Genomic DNA, 19,212 nt, shown 5'->3' on the forward strand with positions numbered 1-19,212 from the left:
TAACTAGATCACTGACGAAGAAGGCAGCCCCATGAACAGCGAATCATTCAATCAGTACGATCAGGAACGGTTTCATCTGGAGATCGCCGCGCAACTGGGCATCACCGCCGATGAGCTGAAAACCTGGATGATCAACGACATCGAGCGGGTGACAGAGGGCGGCAAGGACGTAGGCCACATGGTGGTGTTTCGTGAATCGACCCCGCCGGAAGTGCTCGACAAACTGCAGAACCGTCAGAGCCAGTTCACCGCCATGACCGGTGTGATCAGCGGCCATTGATCGGCTGCTGCACGGCGCTCACGCCAGTGCTCAGTCTGTTGGAACGAACCGGCATTGCGCCGGGTCAACCTTTTTCGAGCATTTAAATCAGGTACGCAATCATGGCGAAGGACATCACCAAACAACTGACCGACGATCTTTACGACAAGACCCGTTCGGAGCTGAGCACGTTTCTCAACGAAACGGACGCACTGCTCCAGGCCGGCGATGCGATCAACGAAGACCGGACCAGCCAGGCACGCCAGCGGTTGAATGCGTTTCTGGACAGCGCGGCCAGCACGGTCACGTCCTACGACACGGCCGTCGACCGCAGCAGCCAGGCGCTGTCGAGCGCCAAGGCCTACGTCAAGGCCAACCCTTGGCAGGCAGTGGCCGCCGCCGCCGGTATCGGCCTGCTGGTGAGCATCGTGCTCAACCGCCGCGACCACTGATCCACCGTAATAAACCGATTGCCCTGAGGAGGACCCGCGATGAGTGATCCCGAAGAAAGCAAACAACCACCGGTTGAAGACGACGACGTCCCCGCGCATTCCACCCCCGAGGAAAAGGAGCGACTCAAGGATTTCAACAAGGACGGCATTCCGCCGGGCGCCTGGTGATTCATGGGGATTACCTACCTGAGTAACGAGCGTATGCTGCGGCGCAACAGCGCGGCGGCGGACGGCTCGAAACGGGCAGAGCTGGCCGCACCGTTTCGGCAACGAGCGGCCTCGTTGAACGGCCACGGCCTCCCTTTGAGGCCGGGCTCAACCACGCAATGGCATATGGGGGGAATGGGAATGAGCGTAGACCAAGACACTATTCGCCAACTGGCCGAGGCAATCTGGGAAACCGAAGGCAAGCCCGAAGGGCAGCAGGACCGGCACTGGGACATCGCGACCCGACTGGCCGAGTCCGCCGCCATGGCGCCGGTGCGCAATGGCAACAAGCGCCACCGTCTGGACGCCTTGTTTCCCGAGCCTGAGAACGATCCTGAAACCAACGAATAAGCCCGTCAGTCGGTGTGCCAGTGATGAAAATCTATGCCTGGCACGCCCAGAAACACTTGCGTGAATCGTTTCAGCCGATCTAGAGTGTTTCCAGTTGCTTCCCGAGTGCCTTCCGTCAACACGCCCGTTGACGAGGAGCCGCCGGTATAAAAACAAGAACCGTTGAGGATTGAAATGAACAGCCAGCCTGGTCTGCTCACACGGGTGCGCCTCTTCGGCCACACCTGCACCCCCCACGCTATGAGCGTCCGCTCATGAGCGCCTCGTCCATGGCGTCATCTCTCCTTCCAGAAATCCGCACCACGCCTGTGCTCGAAATGCGCGGCATTTCCAAGACCTTCAATGGCCTGCGCGTGCTCAAAGACGTCTCCCTAAAGGTCTACGCCGGGGAAGTCCACGCCCTGATGGGCGAGAACGGCGCCGGCAAATCCACCCTGATGAAAATCCTCTCCGGCGCCTATCAGGCGGACCCCGGCGGACAGATCCGGATCAATGGGCGGGTGTTGGGCGGGTTTGATCCGCTGACGGCCAAGGCCCAAGGCATCGCGGTGATCTATCAGGAATTGAGTCTGTGCCCGAACCTCACGGTCGCGGAAAACATCTACCTGGGCCGCGAACTCAAGCGCGGCTGGACCATCGACCGGGCGTCCATGGAGGCGGGCTGCGTCGAAGTGCTGGCCCGTCTTGGCGCCGAATTCAAGGCCACCACGCCGGTCAGTGTGCTGTCGATTGCCGAGCGTCAACTGGTGGAAATCGCCCGCGCGCTGCACGCTAATGCGTCGGTGCTGGTGATGGACGAGCCCACCACGCCGCTGTCTTCCCGGGAAACCGACCGTCTGTTTGCCTTGATCAAGCAGCTGCGCGATCAGGGCCTGGCGATTATCTACATCAGCCATCGCATGGCGGAAATCTACGAGCTGGCGGACCGCGTCTCGGTGCTGCGCGACGGGGAATACGTCGGTCAGCTGGAGCGCGACGGGCTGTCGGCCGAGGCCCTGGTGAAAATGATGGTGGGCCGCGATCTGTCCGGTTTCTACAAAAAGGAACACGCGGCCTATGACCCGGGCGCGGTGGTCATGCGCGTGCGGGACATGGCCGATGGCAAGCGGGTACGCCCCTGCAGTTTCGACCTGCACATCGGCGAGGTGCTGGGCATCGCCGGCCTGGTGGGCGCCGGGCGCACGGAGCTGGCGCGGCTGATTTTCGCCGCCAACCCGCGCACCACCGGCACCGTGGAAATCGCCGGGAGCATCGTGTCGCCGTTGAACACCCCCACCGACGCCATCGAGGCGGGCGTGGTGTACCTCACTGAAGATCGCAAGGCCCAGGGCCTGTTTCTGGACATGAGCGTGCGCGACAACATCAACGTCTGCGCTTGCGTGCCCGATGCCCATGCCGGCGGCGTGCTGGATCGTCCACGGGGGGCGAAACGCGCGATCGAAGCGATACGCTCGCTGTCGATCCGGGTCGCCTCCGGCAAAATCAGCGTCGGCGCGCTGTCCGGTGGTAATCAGCAGAAAGTGCTGCTGGCCCGGCTGCTGGAGATCAAGCCCCATGTGCTGATCCTCGACGAACCGACACGGGGTGTGGACATCGGCTCCAAATCCGAGATTTATCGCATCATCAATGAACTGGCCAAGGCCGGGGTGGGGATTGTGGTGATTTCCAGTGAACTGCCGGAAATCATCGGCACCTGCGACCGTGTGCTGGTCATGCGCGAGGGCCAACTGGTGGCCGAAGTCGGTGGCGCGTCGGGCCATGAGATTTCCCAGGAGCGGATCATTGATCTGGCGACCGGGAGCGATTCCCTGTAGGAGCGCGCTTGCCCGCGATGGCGTCGGTACATCCGACCCACATGTGGCGAGCGAAATAGTGTCATCGCGGGCAAGCGCGCTCCTACAGGCGTCGGCTCCACCTTACTCAACAACAATAAAAAAGAGGACGCACGGCCATGAGCCTGACCGTAGACAAACCCGCCACCGTGGCTGCGATCAACAAACGCGAACGCGTGCGCGAACTGATGCGCACGGTGGGCATGCTGCCGGTATTGGTGCTGTTGCTGGTGGGCTTCGCCTTGATGAGCGAAAGCTTCATGACCTGGCAGAACCTGTCGATCATCACCCAACAGGCCTCGGTCAACGTGGTGCTGGCCGCCGGCATGACCTTTGTGATCCTCACGGCGGGCATTGACCTGTCGGTGGGGGCGATTCTCGCGGCCTCCGCCGTGGTGGCGCTGCAGGCGTCGATGTCGCCGCAATACGGGATGCTGGGCATCGCCGCCGGCATCGGTTTCGGTCTGCTGCTGGGGCTGGTCAATGGCGGACTGATCGCCTTCATGCGCCTGCCACCGTTCATTGTGACCCTCGGCGCGCTCACCGCCATGCGTGGCCTGGCCCGTCTGCTGGCGGACGACAAAACCGTGTTCAACCCTGATCTGCCATTTGCCTTCATCGGCAATGATTCGGTGCTCGGCGTGCCGTGGCTGGTGATCATCGCGGTGGCGGTGATTGCCCTGTCGTGGTTCATCCTGCGGCGCACGGTGATGGGCGTGCAGATCTACTCGGTGGGCGGCAACCCCGAGGCGGCGAGGCTGTCGGGGATCAAGGTCTGGAAAGTCCTGCTGTTCGTGTACGCGGTGTCCGGGGCGCTGGCCGGGCTGGGTGCGGTGATGAGCGCCTCACGCCTGTTCGCCGCCAATGGCCTGCAACTGGGCCAGTCCTACGAGCTGGACGCCATTGCCGCGGTGATCCTGGGCGGCACCAGTTTTACCGGTGGCGTCGGCACCATCGGCGGCACCTTGATCGGTGCCTTGATCATCGCGGTGCTGACCAACGGCCTGGTGCTGATGGGGGTGTCGGACATCTGGCAATACATCATCAAGGGCATCGTCATCATTGGCGCCGTGGCGCTGGACCGGTACCGGCAGTCCGGCGCGAGAACCTGAATCACCCGCTACAGTGCTTCAAAAAGGCCTCAACAATAATCACAAGAGAGCAATCATGAACTTCAAACGCAAATTCCCCGCTGTCCTGAGCCTGTGCCTGGCCGGTCTGTTGTCCCAGGGCGTCGAGGCCCGTGACCTGAAATCCGTGGGCATGACCATGGGCTCCCTGGGCAATCCGTATTTCGTGACCCTGACCGAAGGCGCCAAGGCCAAGGTGCTGGAGTTGAGCCCCAACGCCAAAATTACCTCAGTCTCCGCCGATTACGACCTGAGCAAGCAGTTCACCCAGATCGATAACTTCATCGCGGCGGGAGTCGACATGATCCTGCTCAACGCGGTGGATCCGAACGCCATCGAGTCGGCGATCAAGAAGGCGCGCAGTGCCGGGATCGTGGTGGTGGCGGTGGATGTGAACGCCAAGGGCGTCGACGCCACCGTGCAGACCGACAACGTCGAAGCCGGACGCCTGGCCTGCCAGTTCATCATCGACAAGCTCTCGGGCAAGGGCAACGTGATCATCGAGAACGGCCCGCAGGTGACTTCAGTCACGGATCGGGTCACCGGCTGCAAATCCGCGCTGACCGCTGCGCCGGGGATCAAGGTGCTGTCCGACGATCAGGACGCCAAGGGTTCGCGCGAAGGCGGGTTGAATGCGATGCAGGGCTACCTGACGCGCTTCCCGAAAATCGACGGACTGTTCGCCATCAATGACCCGCAAGCCATCGGCAGCGACCTGGCGGCCCGTCAGTTGAAACGCAGCGGCATCATCATCACCTCGGTGGACGGCGCGCCGGACATCGAAAACGCCCTGAAGACCGAGTCATCGATCCAGGCCTCCGCCAGCCAGGACCCGTGGGCCATGGCGCAGCAAGCGGTGGTGCTGGGCAACGACATCCTCAACGGCAACAAACCCGCCGAAGCCGTGACCCTGCTGACCCCCAGACTCATCACCCGTGACAACATCGGCGACTACAAGGGCTGGTCCAGCAAGCGTTGAGCGCGGATGACGCTTTGACAGACGGGCATGCCCATTGCTGAGGGCATACGCGTTCATGTGGGAGCGGACCTGTCCGCGAAGGTGTCGGTACAGCCGATGCATCTCTGGCGCCTGAACCTCAGTCTTCGCGGACAGGTCCGCTCCCACGGGCTGGCGCTGGACCGCCAATATCGGCATGGCCGGTCCGTTCAACGGCAAGCGAGAATTCCATGCAGCAACGCGTTTCACTCGGTATCGATCTGGGCACCTCCGAACTCAAGGCGATTTTGCTGGACGATAGTGGTCGCGTACTGGCCCACGCTGGCGCGCCGTTGACCGTTTCCCGCCCGCAGCCCGGCTGGTCGCAGCAAGACCCCGAAGACTGGTGGCAAGCGTGTCTGTCGGCGCTGGATCAACTGCGCGCAAGCCATACTCAGGCGTGGGCCGCCATCGTCTGCATCGGCCTGTCCGGTCAGATGCACGGCGCGGTCCTGCTGGGGCACGACGACCGGATTCTGTACCCGGCGATGCTCTGGGATGACTCCCGCGCCATGGAGCAGGCCGAGCAGCTCAATCGCGATTACCCGGCCTATGCCCAGGCGACCGGCAGCCTGGCCATGGCCGGCCTGACGGCGCCCAAATTGCTGTGGCTGCAACAGCACGCGCCCGACGTCTTCGGGCAGATCGCGTGCGTGCTGTCACCCAAGGATTACCTGCGCCTGCGCCTGACCGGCGCGCGCATCAGCGACATGTCGGACGCCGCCGGCACCTTGTGGCTGGATGTGCAACGGCGCGCCTGGCACGAACCGATGCTGCGCGCCACCGGGCTGTCGTTGGCGCAGATGCCGGCGTTGCTGGAATCCACCGCTTTGTCCGGCCGCTTGCAGGAATCGGCCCAGCGGCTGGGCTTGCCGTCGGGGCTGCCGGTGGGCGCTGGCGGCGGCGACAACCCGGTGTCGGCGGTGGGTATCGGCGCGATCAATGCCGGGGATGCGTTCATCACGTTGGGCACCAGCGCTGCCATCGTTGCAATCACCGACCAGGCCGCCGGCAACCCGGCCAGCGCCGTGCACAGTTTCTGCCACGCACTGCCCGAGCGTTGGTACACCATGGGCGCCATGCTCGCGGGTGCCAGTTGTCTGCGCTGGGTCACGCGCCTGTTGGGCCAGAAGGATGAACAGACCTTGCTGGCGCTGATCAACGCCGAGCTGCCCGTGGATCAACCTGTGGCGACGGTCAATCCGCTGTTTCTACCGTATCTCGCGGGCGAGCGCACGCCGCACAACGATCCGTTGCTGCGCGGCGGTTTCATGAATCTGGGCCACGACAGCACCCCGGCGATGCTCGGGTATGCGGTGCTGGAAGGGGTGGGCTTCGGCCTGCTGGATGCGATGAACGCGGTGCAATCAGCGGGGGCGCAGGTCAATGCCTGTGCATTGGTGGGCGGCGGCGCGCGCAGCGATTATTGGGCCCAGTTACTGGCCAACATTCTGAATCGGGAGATCTACACGCTGCACGGCAGCGAGCTGAGCGCCTGCATCGGCGCGGCCAAACTGGGGTTTTTGGCGGCAACGTCTTTGGCGACGGGGCAAGGCGCGGCGCTGTTGATGAAGGGCATGCCGGTCAAGGCGCGTTATACGCCCGACCCGCAGACCCAGCCAGTGCTGCACGCCCGCTACCTGAAATTTCGCGGGCTGCTGAATGCGGCCAGGCAGTTACACGACTGAGCCCGAGCTCAATGCACGGCGGCGGATTTCTGCGTGAAAGTGTGACCGAACTTGGCGATGTGCTTGACCCAGAACCGCCGGTGCACGGTTTCCGCCGGGGAAAGCGGACCCTGGCTGGACCATTGGCCCTGGCGCTTGATCGCTTCGCGATAGGTTTTCCATTCCATCGCTTCAGCGGTGTCCTTCGCTGTTTTTTCGTCATCAAACCAGCCGAGGACATACACCTCGCCTTGTTCGCGGCCGTGTTCAACCAACAGAAAAATAGTGTCCATGGGGGTGCCTGTCCTTCATCTGATCGTGCCCGGCATAGCCGGAATCTTCAGTCGGTGTATCGACAGTGCGGGCAAAAGGTTTAGCGGAGCGCGAGTGCTCTGGCGTCTAGCTTTGAAGCGCCAGCAAGGCGAAAAGGGCCGGGGCAGACCCATTCATCGGTCCGGCTGCACTTCTGCCGGCGTGCAGCTTCAGATGGGTATCCGTTATCGACAGCCAAGGAGATGCGCCATGAATGCCACCCCCAATGACCCGCGCAGCACTGAGAAGGCCAAGGACGATCTGGGTTTCGACCCGGACTCGCCGGACGTGGCCGATCCGCAGGTTGATCCGGTCGGCCCGGCCACTGCACCGGAAAGCGGCGAAAACATCCAGGATGACAAGCGCGTAAAAGACCAACAATACCCGCCGTACGACACCAAAGAGTAATCAGCTCAAACCTGGGGAGCAGCCCTGCAGGCGGCGATTCAAGACGCGCCGCCGGGGCTGTTTCGACTAAAGCGAGGAGCGGAAAGGAATCGGCTCGCGGGCACTCAAAGGATCGTGGGTGGACTGCCCCACCATTTCGTCGTACACCACCGGATGCACGATAAACAGCGGCACTTCCGGCACCCCTGACAGACACTTGCGAGCTTCATCGACGGACGCCACGTGCAGCACTTCGCCGTTGGGGCTGTTGACGGCGTGGGACTGGCCGTTCATTTGCGCGTGAATGACGTAGGACCCGCCTTCGATGGACATGAGGTTCAAGTCCTCGACTTCACCGGCCTTGATATGTTGTTCAAGCTTTTTCAAATCCATGACAGCACCTTGATCGCCCCGCAGGGCGCTGAATGTTCAGGAGGGCGTGCGAGAAGATTCCTCGCAGGCCTTGTTTCTGAAGCACTCAACGCCTGTGAGTTCAACAGGATTGCTGGACGGTAAGGCCTGTCAGCACAGCTTGTCGATGACCCGAACACCCGGTTCGCGCTGCGCGGCGCCCCACTCGCTGCTCAGGGTCTGAAGCACCCGGCCGAGGAAGTCCTTGTCGGCAGCGGCTTTCTTGCCGACATAGCCCTGACCCTTGCGGTACATCTTCAGGCGAGCGCGCATGTGCGGGTGATCCTTGACGAATTGCTGCTCCTCGGTGCAGGCGCCCAGTCCGTCCATGTGCACGTCACCTTTTTCACAAATCCACAGGATATGGCTGTCGAGGGAGTCCTTGCGCGCTGCGAACAGTTGAGCCAGTTGATCAATGGTGGGTTGATTGTTCAGGTTCATGTTGTGTTACTCCTTTGACCGCAGGTTATCCGTCGGGTGAGTTCAAGCGTTTAGGTGAATCAATCGTTGATGGGGTGCTCTCCGGTACCGGCAGACGAGTCTCGTGGGTACACGAAACCGGCCATGGCACACGGATGTAGTGCTGACGAGGGGTGACTACGCAGAAGGTCGAAACCGGAGGGGAGGGAAGTAGCGGACGTCATGAAGACACAGGCGACTGATGGGGTCGGCCACAAGTGTCATGAGGACGTTTCGCCAGCTGCTCGATCCCGGTTGGACGATCATGCCGGTTCAGCTTCGTCAATCTGCCTTGTGGGCAGGGCCTTTCAGTCAAGGTTCGAGGGCTCGTCGAACCTGCTCACACTGGGTTTACCAGCGCTCCCGATCGGGGAGACGGTTGAACTATGCAAGCGAAAAAAAGCTTCGTCAACCGTTATGTAGTGATTATTTTAAGGCACTACATAAATTTTCAAGTTGGCACGCGAAGGTCCATTGCTGACCGGAAAGTCACGGGATACGGGGGGTTCGGCGATTTCGGGGGCCTACAGGGTCTTGCCTTGTTTCTCGCCACGAATCTGCTTGCCCGGCCGCGCGGCGATCTGGCTGGCCTGGCCGTCGCGCTGTTTGCCGGTGCGTGCCTCGCTGATCAATGCCGGGATCAACGGGCCTTCGGGGAGGTTTTTCCAGAAGCGCGCGGGCAGGTGGCCTTGCATCACCTTGGGGTTCAACCGCGCGGGGTTGAAGATGTGGCTGTAGTAGGTCAGCCACAGCTGGCCGTAAGGATCGTCGGCATTTTTCGCCAACTGGCGCCAGGTGTCGGGGCACTGCCGGCGATGGATCAACTGCTGCCCGTCGTAATACACGCCGTCCTGGGGAGAGGCGATCATCCAGCGGTGCCGGCCCATGCGCCCGATGAAGTGCTCGCTGGCGGTGTGCAGGATGTCGTGGGCCGGTTCGTGCCACGCCACGTATTGCGGCAGGTTGGGCGTGTCGAGTAACGCAGCCTTGGCCAGTTCGTCTTCGGCGTTGGGGTCCTGGGGCAGGGCGACAAAACGCAGGAACGCGTGTAGGTGATGGGATTCACGGCTGACCTGCTTAAGCCGCCGATGCAGCTCGCTGCCCAGTTTGTCCCCGGCCAGCATCGCCGTGCGGTCCCCGTGGCTGACCCGCCACAACACTTCGTACAGCAAACTCCAGCGCTGCTCGCCACGGTACTGCGCCGCGTTTTTCAGCAGGTCCAGCAAGGCCAGCGGGATGCGCGCCTGGAACGGCCCCGGCTGCTCGGGATAGTGGCTGTCGCTGGCGAACAGGTCGGCGTCATCCGGGACGCTCCAGCTCACCTGCGCCGGATCGATCTGATGGCTGAGCAACCAGCGCGCCTGGGCCCGCCAGGTGTCGAACAGGTCATTGCAGTCGAGGCTGATCATCGGCGCTTTATCCCCACAGTCCCAATTGCTGCGGTTGCGGCCGGTCGCGCATTTGCTCGCGCAGCAGCAGGCTGGTGGTGTCGGCCTGACGCGGGTGGTAATCGCTGGTGATGATGAATGGCCGCGCCTTGGCCAGCACGCAGCGCAGGCGGGTCAGGTCTTCGTAGCGGATACGCCGCTGCCGGCGCAACTCCACCAGACGCTTGGTGGTACGGATGCCGATCCCCGGAATACGCGCGATCATCGCCGGCTCCGCACGGTTCAGGTCCAGCGGAAACATCTCGCGGTTGTCCAGCGCCCAGGCCAGCTTGGGGTCGATGTCCAGCGCCAGATCGCCGGGCCCCTTGAGCAGCTCGTCGGCCTTGTAGCCGTAACTGCGCAGCAGGAAATCGGCCTGGTACAAACGGTGTTCGCGCATCAGCGGCGGGGCGGCCAGCGGCACGCTCTTCGGGCTGTTGGGGATCGGGCTGAACGCCGAGTAATACACGCGCTTGAGGCGGAAATCGCCATACAACGCTTCGGCACTGTGCAGGATGGTGCTGTCGTCGGTGTCATCGGCGCCGACGATCATTTGCGTGCTCTGCCCGGCCGGGGTAAAGCGCGGGGCATTCGGTTCGTTGAGCACGGTCTGCTGGCCGGTGTAGATGGTCTGCATGGCCTGTTTGATCGAGCCCATTTCCTTTTCCGGCGCCAGGGTCTGCAGGCTCAGGCTGGTGGGCAGCTCGATGTTTACGCTCAGGCGATCGGCGTAGCGACCGGCTTCTTCGATGAGCAGCGGGTCGGCTTCGGGGATGGTCTTGAGGTGGATGTAGCCCCGGAACTCATGCTCTTCGCGCAGCAACTTGGCGACCCGGATCAGCTGCTCCATGGTGTAGTCAGCGGAGCGGATGATGCCGGAGCTGAGGAACAGGCCGCTGACGCAATTGCGCTTGTAGAAGTCCAGGGTCAGGGTGACCACTTCCTCAGGGCTGAAGCGCGCGCGGGGCACGTCGCTGGAGCGCCGGTTGACGCAGTACTGGCAGTCGTAGAGGCAGAAATTGGTGAGCAGGATTTTCAGCAGCGAGACGCAACGCCCGTCCGGCGTGTAGCTGTGGCAGATGCCCATGCCGTTACTGGAGCCCAGCCCGGACTTGCCCTCGGAACTGCGCTTGGGCGCGGCGCTGCTGGCGCAGGAGGCGTCGTACTTGGCGGCATCGGCGAGAATGCTCAGCTTGTCGATCAACTGCATGGGGACACATCCGGATACTGGTTTTATGTACAGTATCGGGTTGCGTTCGGGGTCACAAGGGGGTTTTTGGTGCAGGGCCCGGCATGCGATGAACGGCCCCGGCAACTCACGCACATTTGTTGGAGCGAGGCTTGCCCGCGAAGGGGCCAGCCTTGGCGAAGACGATCGAACATCAGTAAAAGCTTCGCGGGCAAGCCTCGCTCCAACAGGTCCGAGCCGTCAGCTCATCCGCTGAACCAATGTTTTCAACTCACCGAAATCCTTCACCCGGTGAAAATCGGCGTGATCATGAAACTCGGAAAAATCGGTGTCGCCGTAACCCGCCACCTGGGCACCGGCGCTCAGACCGGCCATGACGCCGGGCACGCTGTCTTCCACCAGCAGGCATTGACGCGCTGGCAGGCCCAGCAACTGGGCGGCGGTCTGGATCAGGATCGGGGAGGGCTTCCAGGATTTGACTTCATAGGCGCTGACGATCAGCCCGTGAAACACGTCCAGCAGGCCCACGGTGCTCAGGCAGGTTTCGATCTTGCTGCGCGGGCCGTTGGACGCGACGCATTTGGGCAGCGCCAGCCCGCGCACGAAGTCCACGGCGCCGGGCATTTCTTCGAGCTTTTCCCGCAGCAGCGGCAAGGTACGGCTTCGGAACGTGCGTTCGACTTCCTCGGTGGGGAGAGACGGGTAGTCCGCGCCCAAGCCTTCCAGGCACAGCGCAAACTGCACGCCGCGAAAACGCCTCAGCACCTCGTCGACGCTCATCGAGACACCGTGCTCAAGAAGAACGTCGCGCAGCAAGCCTGCCGCCAGACGTTCGCTGTCTACCAGTGTTCCGTCGCAATCGAAGATGACGCCAGCAATATTCAAGCAGGATTCTCCCGGTTCACGTGATCAGGTTCAGGGCCGTATGGACCGGCATTATCCAGAAAAGTTGGCAGGTGCGCGTAGGAGATGATCGGCGGTCGGGTGGGAAAGGTCCTGAGGGCGCACCTGCAGGACCTGTCTGTCGAGGGTAAGCGGGTAACGGTTACAGGTCGACGGGCGTGACCAGCGAGCCTTGATCGAAGTAGCGGCTGATGTTGCTGAACACCAGGTCAGCCATGGCCTGACGGGTTTCGACGGTGCCGCTGCCGATGTGCGGGGTCAGCACCACGCTGTCCAGGGTCAAGAGTTCGGCGGGCACGTTGGGTTCGTCTTCGAACACGTCGAGACCCGCCCCGGCGATTTCTTTTTCCAGCAGCGACGCCACCAGTGCCTGCTCATCCACCACCGAACCGCGGGCGACGTTGATCAGGTAGGACTTGGCCCCCAGCGCTTTCAGCACGTCACGGTTGATCAGGTGCTGGGTGTCCGGGCCGCCCGGGACGATGACGATCAGGTAGTCCGACGCCTTGGCCAGCGCCTGCAAATCGGCGAAATGGGTGTAGGACACGTCCGGATACGCCTGGCCACGACGGAAGTACGCGATGTTCATGTCGAACGCCTCCGCGCGCTTGGCGATGGTCTTGCCGATCTTGCCCAGGCCGACGATGCCGCAGGTCTTGCCCGACAGGTCGTTGCCCAGCGGGAATTTGCCCGATGCCCATTGGCCTGCACGCACGAAGCGCTCGGCCTGGCTGATCTTGCGCGAGACGCACAGCATCAACGCCATGGCGGTCTCGGCCACTGCGTTGTTCAGCACGTCCGGAGTGTTGCTCAGCTTGATCCCGCGTTGGGCGAGGTAGTCGGCGTCCACTGCGTCATAGCCGACGCCGAAACTGCTGATGACTTCCAGATGGGGCAGTTTGTCCAGCAGCGCGTTGTCCGCACCGTAGACGCCGCTGGTGATCACGCCGCGTACCTTGTCGCCGTGGCTTGCGGCCCAGGCGTCCAGGTCCTGGATTTCCCAGCGGTTGTGCACGGTGAAATCGCGATTCAGGTTTTCGGTCAACGAGGCGTGCATCGGGCCCCAGACCAGTACGTCGCCTTTCTTGTCGGACATGTGTTTCTCCTTTCATCGCGCGGCATCACAGGCCGATGCCGCGCTTTCTATGAGCCGCCTGCTGAGCGGGCTCAGACGTTCTTGTTCAGCGCCGGTTGCGGAATGTCACCACCGCGTGATTTGAACAGCTCCGACACGGCCATGGTCAGCATCGGCGAGAACAGCGCGAAGTACGAGCTGTCGATGCCGTAAGGGTTGCCCGCCAGGAACCAGCCGATGGTCGAGATGACCGACAGAATCACACCGGCCAGGGCGCCACGTCCAGTGCCGAATCTCGGCGCGTAGAAGCACAGCAGCACGATCACCGCGAGGGTGGCGCGCAGGGCCTTGCCCAAGAAGGCGATCAGCAGAATCTTGTCGGCGTACAGCGCCAGGATCAGCGGCAGGAAGCCAATGACCATGATCGCCAGACGGATGAAGATCACCGACTTGCGGTCGCTCTTTTCCTTGTTGAAGAACGGGTCGTAGAAGTCCTTCATCGCCAGCGTCGCCGAGGCCAGGGTGTTGGCCGAGATGCCGCCGAACAGCGCGCCGGCCAGGCCGATCACCACCAGGCTGGCGGAGAAGGTCGGCATGTGCGCGATCAGCGCGGGGAAGGCGTCGATGGACTTGATGCCGGGGTACAGGAAGGCGCTGCACATGCCGATCAGCGCGGCCATCAGACCGAACGGAATCATCAGCGACGACACGTAGAAGCACGCGCGCTTGGCGGTTTTCTCATCCTTGGTGCTGACCAGCGCCTGAATCACGTACTGGGTGGCGAAGATCGAACCCACGCCGCCGATCATCCACGCGAAGATCTGGCCCCAGCCCACACCGGTCAGGTCGAACATCTTCTCCGGCAGATTAGCCTGCAGGTTGGCGATGCCGCCGCTGGCTTTCAGGGCGAAGGCCAGGGCCAGGGCGATGCCGATGTACTTGACGACCGCGTGCACGAAGTTGGTGTAGACCACCGAGCGCATGCCGCCGAGGCTGACGTAGAACACCGTGATCACGCCGACCATCAGGATGGCCAGGGTCTTGTCGATGTTCAGGACCGCCGCCAGCACTGCGCCGCCGCTGGCATACAGCGCTACCGAGACGATGCTCAGGGCGCAGATGGTCAGGATCGACGCGGCGTAGCGCACGCCCTGGCCATAGTTCTGCGCCAGAATCCCGGAGATCGTATTGAGCCCGGTCTCGCGGTACTTCTTGGCCAGGAAGATGCCCAGCAGCAAAAAGCCCAGGGACAGCGCCACCAGGTTCCAGGCGGCGGAGATGCCGGCCTCGAAGCCCTTTTGCGCGGTGCCGATGCTCACCGAACTGCCGATGAATTCCGAGAGCAGCAGGGCGCCAATCAGAAACGGCGGGAAACTGCGGCCGCCGCCGGTGAAACCGTCACTGCTGTTGGCGTGTTTGCGCACGCTGTAGCCGATGTACGACATCACAGCGAAGTAGCCCACGGTCAGGCAAAGGATGATTGTTATTCTTAAGTCCATGTCGCTCTCCGTCACCCGTGTTCAGGGTCAGGTCTTGGGTAGGGAACTGCGCGCAAGGGGTTGCGCGGCTTCAAACGGCATTCATCGCACACTGTGTGGTGTGTCGTATGACGACAGCGCCAAAACAGATAGCCGACAGATGTCCGCGCACGCTCATGCCGGCGACTAATGCCTGGGCGACAGCAGCCGATGTCGAAGCGAGGAAGGTGGGGGCTCTGGCCATAATGCCAGGGGATAGACGGGCGGAGTGGGGGTGCGTGTGTGTGGATTCATTCTTATTAGAGGCTCGTTATTTACGTTGAAAGGGCAACACAATACGAAGCTGGCGTTATACGTCGTCGTACAACTAAGGGCATCCTACACCCACGGCATTATTGTTCAAGGGCCATTTGTCCATGGCTTGCAACGTTTGCAGACAATTTTGGCCCTTGGGCATGACGGGTGTTGACGCGCCGTCCTACACGGCGCCTGCCAGGTATTCCTCGGTCGACACCACGCTCGCATACGCGAACGCCAGCGCCGCCATGAACGCGGCATGGGCCTGGGCTGCGGGCACCGTGACACCGTTGAATTCCAGATCGCGCGAGGCACAGGCGTCGTGCACCACCGTGACGGTGTAGCCCAAATCCGCAGCGGCCCGGCTGATGCCGTCGATGCACATGTGGCTCATGGCGCCGACGATCACCAGTTGGTCGACGTCGTGCTGATCAAGCAGCGCCTTGAGTTCGGTGTCGCGAAACGCGTTGACGAAATGCTTGAGCACCACCGGCTCTTCCGAGCGGTTGATGACCTTGGGGTGCAGCTTCGCGCCCTCGGAGCCCGGCGCGAAGAACGGCGGGTTGTCGGCGGTGAATTCATGCCGCACATGGACCACCAGCCCGTCGGCGTCGCGGGTGGCCTGGATGATCCGTGCGGCGTTGTCGGCCGCGGCTTCGATACCCACCAGCGGCCACTTGCCGGCGGGGAAGTAGTCGTTCTGGATATCGACTACGATGAGCGCTTGTCTGGACATGTCTGCTGCCTCGATGAGGTGATGGCGGGAATGGGATGATAGACGCACCTCACGCTGTCTGAATCATCTGATCCTTGGACAGGTCAACATGGCCCATTCGCACCGACCTTTTGAGAACCCATGTATTTCATGCGACCGACCCACGCCTTGCGGCACGTGCCTGCCGTTTCTTTGGTGCTGCTGACAGCACTGCTGGCCGCCTGCAGTTCCCAGCCCAAACGGCCACCGCCGCCACCGCCTGAAGTCGTGCGCGCGGAAATCGTCCGTTTGCTGCCCGCCAGCGTGTCCGACCGGCCGGGCTGGGCGACCGACATCTACGCGGCGTTCAACGCCCAGGACCTCGACCCCAGTGTCGAAAACCTGTGTTCGGTGCTGGCCGTCGCGGAGCAGGAATCCAATTACCAAGTCGACCCCGCTGTGCCCGGCATGGGCAAGATCGCCCGGGACGAGATCGACCGCCGCGCCGCCAGGGTGCACGTCCCCAGCCTGCTGGTGCGCTCGGCGCTGGACATTCGCTCGCCCGGCGGCAAGACCTACAGCGAACGCCTGAACGCGGCGCGCACGGAAAAGGATTTGAGCGCGATATTCGATGATTTCATCGGGATGGTGCCCATGGGCAAGGTGCTGTTCGGCAACTTCAACCCGGTCCACACCGCAGGCCCGATGCAGGTCAGCATCGAATTCGCTGAACGCCATGCCCAGGATTATCCCTACACGGTGGAAGGCACGATTCGCCACGAAGTGTTCACCCGTCGCGGCGGGATGTACTTCGGCATCGCGCACCTGTTGGGCTATCCGGTCAGTTACACCCAGCCGATCTACCGTTTCGCGGACTTCAACGCTGGCTGGTACGCCAGCCGCAACGCCGCGTTCCAGAGTGCGGTGAGCCAGTTGACCGGCACCCGGCTGGCGCTGGACGGCGACCTGATCAGTTACGGATTCACGCCGTCCCTCGGCGCGACGGAATTGGCCGTGCGCTCGTTGCACCGTCAGCTGGACATGCGCAACACCACCATTCGCAGCCAGCTGGAGAAGGGCGAGACCCTGGAGTTTGAAGAGACCGATCTGTATCGGGACGTCTTTGCCCTGGCCGACAAAGCCGCTGGCAAACCGGTCCCCCGGGCGATCCTCCCCGGCATCGTGCTGGAAAGCCCGAAAATCACCCGCAAGCTCACCACCGCCTGGTTCGCCCAACGCGTAGACGACCGCCGCGCCAGGTGCATGGCGCGGGCGTCCGGTGCGTTGAAATAGTCAGTTGGGCATCAGCCATCACGGCGCCCGGTGACGCGGAGCCGCACGTCGATCCGCTTATGCCGAAGGCGTAGGAGCGAGGCTTGCCCCGCGATCTGGCGCGAAGCGGCAGCAAGACCTGCCGATGCGGTTTGCCTGGCACACCTCGGGTGAATGGTTTGAGGGCCGCTGCGCACCCCATCGCGAGCAAGCCTCGCTCCACGACCTACGGTCAGAATCAAAGGCCACCGCGCTCCCGCTTCTGCCGAAGGCGTAGGCGCGTGGCTTGCCCGCGATCTGGCGCGCAGCGGCAGCAAAACCTGCCCATACGGTTTCACCTGACACACCTCGATAGACGGTTTATGACTGCTACGCAGCCAATCGCGGGCGAGCTGCGCTCCCATGGCCTACGGCCAGAATCAAAGGCCACCGCGCTGCCGCTTCTGCCCGAAGGGCGTGGGAGCGTGGCTTGCCCGCGATCTGGCGCGCAGCGGCAGCAAAACCTGCCCATGCGGTTTCACCTGACACACCTCGATAGACGGTTTATGACTGCTGCGCAGCCAATCGCGGGCAAGCCTCGCTCCCACGGCCTTCGGCCAGAATCAAAGGCCACCGCGCTCCCGCTTCTGCCGAAGGCGTAGGAGCGTGGCTTGCCCGCGATCTGGCGCGCAGCGGCAGTAAGACCTGCGAATGCGGTCGACCTGACACGCCTCAGGCAAATGATTTCATGACTGCTACGCAGCCAATCGCGGGCGAGCCTCGCTCCCACGGCCTTCGGCCAGAATCAAAGGCCACCGAGCTCCCGCTTCTGCCGAAGGCGTGGGAGCGAGGCTTGCCCGCGATCTGGCGCGAAGCGGCAGTAAACCCTGCGGATGCGGTCGACCTGACGCACCTCGATAGACGGTTTTATGACTGCTGCGCAGCCAATCGCGAGCAAGCTGCGCTCCCACGGCCTACGGCCAGAATCAAAGGCAACCGCGATCTGCGTCGCGGTGACCGGCCAAACCCTCATGCCGTCAGCGGTGTTAGGGTGTCGCCTCTTTTTTTCTGCCCGAGATGCCCATGACCCGCCGTTCAACCCTGCCGCCCACCGTCTACCTGCTGGGGGCGACGATCTTTTCGTTGGTCACCGCCGAATTCATGGTCGCCGGGATCATGCCGGCGCTGGCCGATGCGTTTTCGGTGAGCCTGGCCCAGGTGGGCAATCTCATTGCCTATTACGCGCTGGGCATGGCCTTGGGCGGGCCGCCGGTTACCGTGCTGCTGCTGGCCCGAGGGTTCAGCAACAAGCACGCATTGGTCGGGCTGCTGGCGTTTTATGTGGTGGCCGCGGTGTTGGCGGCGGCGGCGCCGAGCTACGGCGTGCTGGTGCTGGCGCGGGTGCTGATGGGCGTGTCCAGTGCCGCCTGCATCGGCTTGTGCATGACGATCTGCGCCGGGCTGGTCGCACCCGATGCCCGGGGCAGGGCGGTGTCGGTGGTGCTGGCCGGACTGATGTTATCGCCGGTGGCCGGGGTGCCGTTGACCGCCTGGGTGGAACAGCATTTCGGCTGGCGTGCCAGCGCCTGGCTGGTGGTGGTGCTGGCCTTGATCTGCACCGTGCTGGCCGCGACGCGTCTGCCTTCGGGCAAAGCGGTGAGTGAACCGGCGCTGGGCCAGCAGTGGCTCACCTTGAACAATCGCAGCCTGTGGGCCGCGTACCTCACCAGCGGACTGATCATCGGCGCGACGTTCGCCGCGTTCAGCTATTGCACGCCGATCCTGATCCAGGAGGTCGGTGTCGCGCCCGGCCATGTCGCGCCGCTGCTGGCGTTGTACGGCGTGGCAAATCTGCTGGGCAACATGGTGGTGGGCCGCCTGGCCGACCGTCATACGCTTTCGGTTCTGGGCTTCGGTCTGGCCCTGCTGGTGCTGGCCCTGGCGGGATTCGCGCTGGCCGGAGACCGGCTGTGGCTGAACCTGGGCTGCTTCATCGCCATCGGCCTGACGGGCGTGGCGCTGAACCCTGCGATGGTCGCCCGGGTGATGAAAGCCGCCGAGCCCGGCGCGCTGGTGAACACGTTGCACACCTCGGTGATCACCGCCGGCCTGGCGCTGGGCAGTTGGGCAGGCGGTTCGGCCATCGATGCCGGTTTCGGGTTGCGAGCGCCGCTGTGGGTGGGCGCCGGGATGGCGCTGCTGGGCCTGCTCAGCCTGGTCCGACCACTGGCGGCGCGACACACCGCCGCCCAAATGGCTACCAGCGAATGAGCTTGCGCAGACCCTTGCCTTGCGTCCGATTGAGGCGATTCAGGGGCTCTAGGTCGCGGCTTTCGAATGACCGTTCGTCAGTCGTTCACACATTCCGTTGATCGAATGTGTTCCGGTGCGGACCAATACCCGGCAAGCGGACGAATGATTCTTTCGACGCTAG

The 19,212-nt window shown here is 62.9% G+C and carries 20 protein-coding genes; 11 read left to right on the plus strand and 9 right to left on the minus strand.

Annotated elements, in window-relative coordinates; all coding sequences use genetic code 11:
• Window positions 1–31: 31 nt before the first annotated feature.
• The 8 genes from ABQX22_RS14410 to xylB all read left to right on the plus strand — a co-directional run bounded on the left by ABQX22_RS14410 (window position 32) and on the right by xylB (window position 6,916).
• On the plus strand, window positions 32–280 hold the full coding sequence (locus tag ABQX22_RS14410; protein WP_349800528.1) for a hypothetical protein: 249 nt from the start codon (window positions 32–34) through the stop codon (window positions 278–280).
• A gap of 101 nt (window positions 281–381) precedes the next feature.
• Window positions 382–711 carry a DUF883 family protein gene (locus ABQX22_RS14415; RefSeq protein WP_349800529.1) on the plus strand — a complete coding sequence of 110 codons (330 nt, stop codon included), beginning with the start codon at window positions 382–384 and terminating at the stop codon, window positions 709–711.
• A 39-nt stretch (window positions 712–750) separates the two neighbouring features.
• Window positions 751–879: a hypothetical protein gene (locus ABQX22_RS14420; protein WP_349800530.1), complete on the plus strand. Its 129-nt coding sequence runs from the start codon at window positions 751–753 to the stop codon at window positions 877–879.
• A gap of 180 nt (window positions 880–1,059) precedes the next feature.
• Entirely contained in the window at window positions 1,060–1,269 is a 210-nt protein-coding gene (locus tag ABQX22_RS14425; protein WP_349800531.1) for a DUF2934 domain-containing protein, read from the plus strand.
• Window positions 1,270–1,538: 269 nt separating this feature from the next.
• Window positions 1,539–3,083, plus strand: a complete 1,545-nt coding sequence (locus tag ABQX22_RS14430) for a sugar ABC transporter ATP-binding protein (RefSeq protein ID WP_349800532.1) — start codon at window positions 1,539–1,541, stop codon at window positions 3,081–3,083.
• 137 nt (window positions 3,084–3,220) lie between these two features.
• Window positions 3,221–4,213 (plus strand): ABC transporter permease subunit, encoded by a 993-nt coding sequence (locus ABQX22_RS14435; protein WP_349800533.1) that lies wholly within the window; start codon window positions 3,221–3,223, stop codon window positions 4,211–4,213.
• A gap of 55 nt (window positions 4,214–4,268) precedes the next feature.
• Window positions 4,269–5,210 (plus strand): ABC transporter substrate-binding protein, encoded by a 942-nt coding sequence (locus tag ABQX22_RS14440; RefSeq protein ID WP_349800534.1) that lies wholly within the window; start codon window positions 4,269–4,271, stop codon window positions 5,208–5,210.
• Between the two features lie 209 nt (window positions 5,211–5,419).
• Window positions 5,420–6,916 (plus strand): xylulokinase, encoded by a 1,497-nt coding sequence (xylB, locus tag ABQX22_RS14445; protein WP_349800535.1) that lies wholly within the window; start codon window positions 5,420–5,422, stop codon window positions 6,914–6,916.
• Between the two features lie 8 nt (window positions 6,917–6,924).
• Here the strand turns inward: xylB and ABQX22_RS14450 are convergent, their stop codons facing one another.
• Complete coding sequence (locus ABQX22_RS14450; RefSeq protein ID WP_349800536.1) at window positions 6,925–7,188, minus strand: hypothetical protein; 264 nt, start codon at window positions 7,186–7,188, stop codon at window positions 6,925–6,927.
• 229 nt (window positions 7,189–7,417) lie between these two features.
• Here ABQX22_RS14450 and ABQX22_RS14455 point away from each other — a divergent pair, with 229 nt between their 5' ends.
• Window positions 7,418–7,615: a DUF6021 family protein gene (locus ABQX22_RS14455; RefSeq protein WP_349800537.1), complete on the plus strand. Its 198-nt coding sequence runs from the start codon at window positions 7,418–7,420 to the stop codon at window positions 7,613–7,615.
• 66 nt (window positions 7,616–7,681) lie between these two features.
• Here the strand turns inward: ABQX22_RS14455 and ABQX22_RS14460 are convergent, their stop codons facing one another.
• From ABQX22_RS14460 to ABQX22_RS14495, 8 genes are all read right to left on the minus strand, one after another.
• Window positions 7,682–7,987 (minus strand): DUF6482 family protein, encoded by a 306-nt coding sequence (locus ABQX22_RS14460; RefSeq protein WP_349800538.1) that lies wholly within the window; start codon window positions 7,985–7,987, stop codon window positions 7,682–7,684.
• A 129-nt stretch (window positions 7,988–8,116) separates the two neighbouring features.
• Window positions 8,117–8,446: a hypothetical protein gene (locus ABQX22_RS14465; RefSeq protein WP_349800539.1), complete on the minus strand. Its 330-nt coding sequence runs from the start codon at window positions 8,444–8,446 to the stop codon at window positions 8,117–8,119.
• Between the two features lie 542 nt (window positions 8,447–8,988).
• Window positions 8,989–9,873, minus strand: coding sequence for a TIGR03915 family putative DNA repair protein (locus ABQX22_RS14470; protein WP_349800540.1), 885 nt, complete (start codon window positions 9,871–9,873; stop codon window positions 8,989–8,991).
• Window positions 9,874–9,880: 7 nt separating this feature from the next.
• A complete protein-coding gene (locus ABQX22_RS14475; protein WP_349800541.1) occupies window positions 9,881–11,101 on the minus strand; it encodes a putative DNA modification/repair radical SAM protein in 1,221 nt (406 codons plus the stop codon).
• A gap of 219 nt (window positions 11,102–11,320) precedes the next feature.
• On the minus strand, window positions 11,321–11,965 hold the full coding sequence (locus ABQX22_RS14480) for an HAD family hydrolase (protein ID WP_349800542.1): 645 nt from the start codon (window positions 11,963–11,965) through the stop codon (window positions 11,321–11,323).
• A gap of 160 nt (window positions 11,966–12,125) precedes the next feature.
• Window positions 12,126–13,079 carry a 2-hydroxyacid dehydrogenase gene (locus tag ABQX22_RS14485; RefSeq protein WP_349800543.1) on the minus strand — a complete coding sequence of 318 codons (954 nt, stop codon included), beginning with the start codon at window positions 13,077–13,079 and terminating at the stop codon, window positions 12,126–12,128.
• Between the two features lie 71 nt (window positions 13,080–13,150).
• Window positions 13,151–14,557: a sodium:solute symporter family protein gene (locus ABQX22_RS14490; RefSeq protein ID WP_349800544.1), complete on the minus strand. Its 1,407-nt coding sequence runs from the start codon at window positions 14,555–14,557 to the stop codon at window positions 13,151–13,153.
• A gap of 457 nt (window positions 14,558–15,014) precedes the next feature.
• Window positions 15,015–15,569, minus strand: a complete 555-nt coding sequence (locus tag ABQX22_RS14495; protein WP_349800545.1) for a cysteine hydrolase family protein — start codon at window positions 15,567–15,569, stop codon at window positions 15,015–15,017.
• 129 nt (window positions 15,570–15,698) lie between these two features.
• On the opposite strand from ABQX22_RS14495, the gene ABQX22_RS14500 reads away from it, so the two are divergent.
• Window positions 15,699–16,820, plus strand: a complete 1,122-nt coding sequence (locus tag ABQX22_RS14500; RefSeq protein ID WP_349800569.1) for a DUF1615 domain-containing protein — start codon at window positions 15,699–15,701, stop codon at window positions 16,818–16,820.
• 1,041 nt (window positions 16,821–17,861) lie between these two features.
• Window positions 17,862–19,049: an MFS transporter gene (locus ABQX22_RS14505; RefSeq protein ID WP_349800546.1), complete on the plus strand. Its 1,188-nt coding sequence runs from the start codon at window positions 17,862–17,864 to the stop codon at window positions 19,047–19,049.
• Window positions 19,050–19,212: the final 163 nt, after the last annotated feature.

It is taken from the genome of Xanthomonas sp. WHRI 1810A (assembly GCF_040202885.1).
Classification (GTDB): Bacteria; Pseudomonadota; Gammaproteobacteria; order Pseudomonadales; family Pseudomonadaceae; genus Aquipseudomonas.

Excerpts from the sequence above, each read along its gene's own strand:
- ABQX22_RS14495 (WP_349800545.1), bottom strand. The coding sequence starts at position 15,569 with ATGTCCAGACAAGCGCTCATCGTAGTCGATATCCAGAACGACTACTTC.
- ABQX22_RS14490 (WP_349800544.1), bottom strand. The coding sequence starts at position 14,557 with ATGGACTTAAGAATAACAATCATCCTTTGCCTGACCGTGGGCTACTTC.
- ABQX22_RS14470 (WP_349800540.1), bottom strand. The coding sequence starts at position 9,873 with ATGATCAGCCTCGACTGCAATGACCTGTTCGACACCTGGCGGGCCCAG.
- ABQX22_RS14450 (WP_349800536.1), bottom strand. The coding sequence starts at position 7,188 with ATGGACACTATTTTTCTGTTGGTTGAACACGGCCGCGAACAAGGCGAG.
- ABQX22_RS14500 (WP_349800569.1), top strand. The coding sequence starts at position 15,699 with ATGCGACCGACCCACGCCTTGCGGCACGTGCCTGCCGTTTCTTTGGTG.
- ABQX22_RS14460 (WP_349800538.1), bottom strand. The coding sequence starts at position 7,987 with ATGGATTTGAAAAAGCTTGAACAACATATCAAGGCCGGTGAAGTCGAG.
- ABQX22_RS14455 (WP_349800537.1), top strand. The coding sequence starts at position 7,418 with ATGAATGCCACCCCCAATGACCCGCGCAGCACTGAGAAGGCCAAGGAC.
- ABQX22_RS14420 (WP_349800530.1), top strand. The coding sequence starts at position 751 with ATGAGTGATCCCGAAGAAAGCAAACAACCACCGGTTGAAGACGACGAC.
- ABQX22_RS14430 (WP_349800532.1), top strand. The coding sequence starts at position 1,539 with ATGGCGTCATCTCTCCTTCCAGAAATCCGCACCACGCCTGTGCTCGAA.
- ABQX22_RS14410 (WP_349800528.1), top strand. The coding sequence starts at position 32 with ATGAACAGCGAATCATTCAATCAGTACGATCAGGAACGGTTTCATCTG.
- ABQX22_RS14505 (WP_349800546.1), top strand. The coding sequence starts at position 17,862 with ATGACCCGCCGTTCAACCCTGCCGCCCACCGTCTACCTGCTGGGGGCG.
- ABQX22_RS14465 (WP_349800539.1), bottom strand. The coding sequence starts at position 8,446 with ATGAACCTGAACAATCAACCCACCATTGATCAACTGGCTCAACTGTTC.
- ABQX22_RS14425 (WP_349800531.1), top strand. The coding sequence starts at position 1,060 with ATGAGCGTAGACCAAGACACTATTCGCCAACTGGCCGAGGCAATCTGG.
- ABQX22_RS14435 (WP_349800533.1), top strand. The coding sequence starts at position 3,221 with ATGAGCCTGACCGTAGACAAACCCGCCACCGTGGCTGCGATCAACAAA.
- ABQX22_RS14475 (WP_349800541.1), bottom strand. The coding sequence starts at position 11,101 with ATGCAGTTGATCGACAAGCTGAGCATTCTCGCCGATGCCGCCAAGTAC.
- ABQX22_RS14440 (WP_349800534.1), top strand. The coding sequence starts at position 4,269 with ATGAACTTCAAACGCAAATTCCCCGCTGTCCTGAGCCTGTGCCTGGCC.
- ABQX22_RS14415 (WP_349800529.1), top strand. The coding sequence starts at position 382 with ATGGCGAAGGACATCACCAAACAACTGACCGACGATCTTTACGACAAG.
- xylB (WP_349800535.1), top strand. The coding sequence starts at position 5,420 with ATGCAGCAACGCGTTTCACTCGGTATCGATCTGGGCACCTCCGAACTC.
- ABQX22_RS14485 (WP_349800543.1), bottom strand. The coding sequence starts at position 13,079 with ATGTCCGACAAGAAAGGCGACGTACTGGTCTGGGGCCCGATGCACGCC.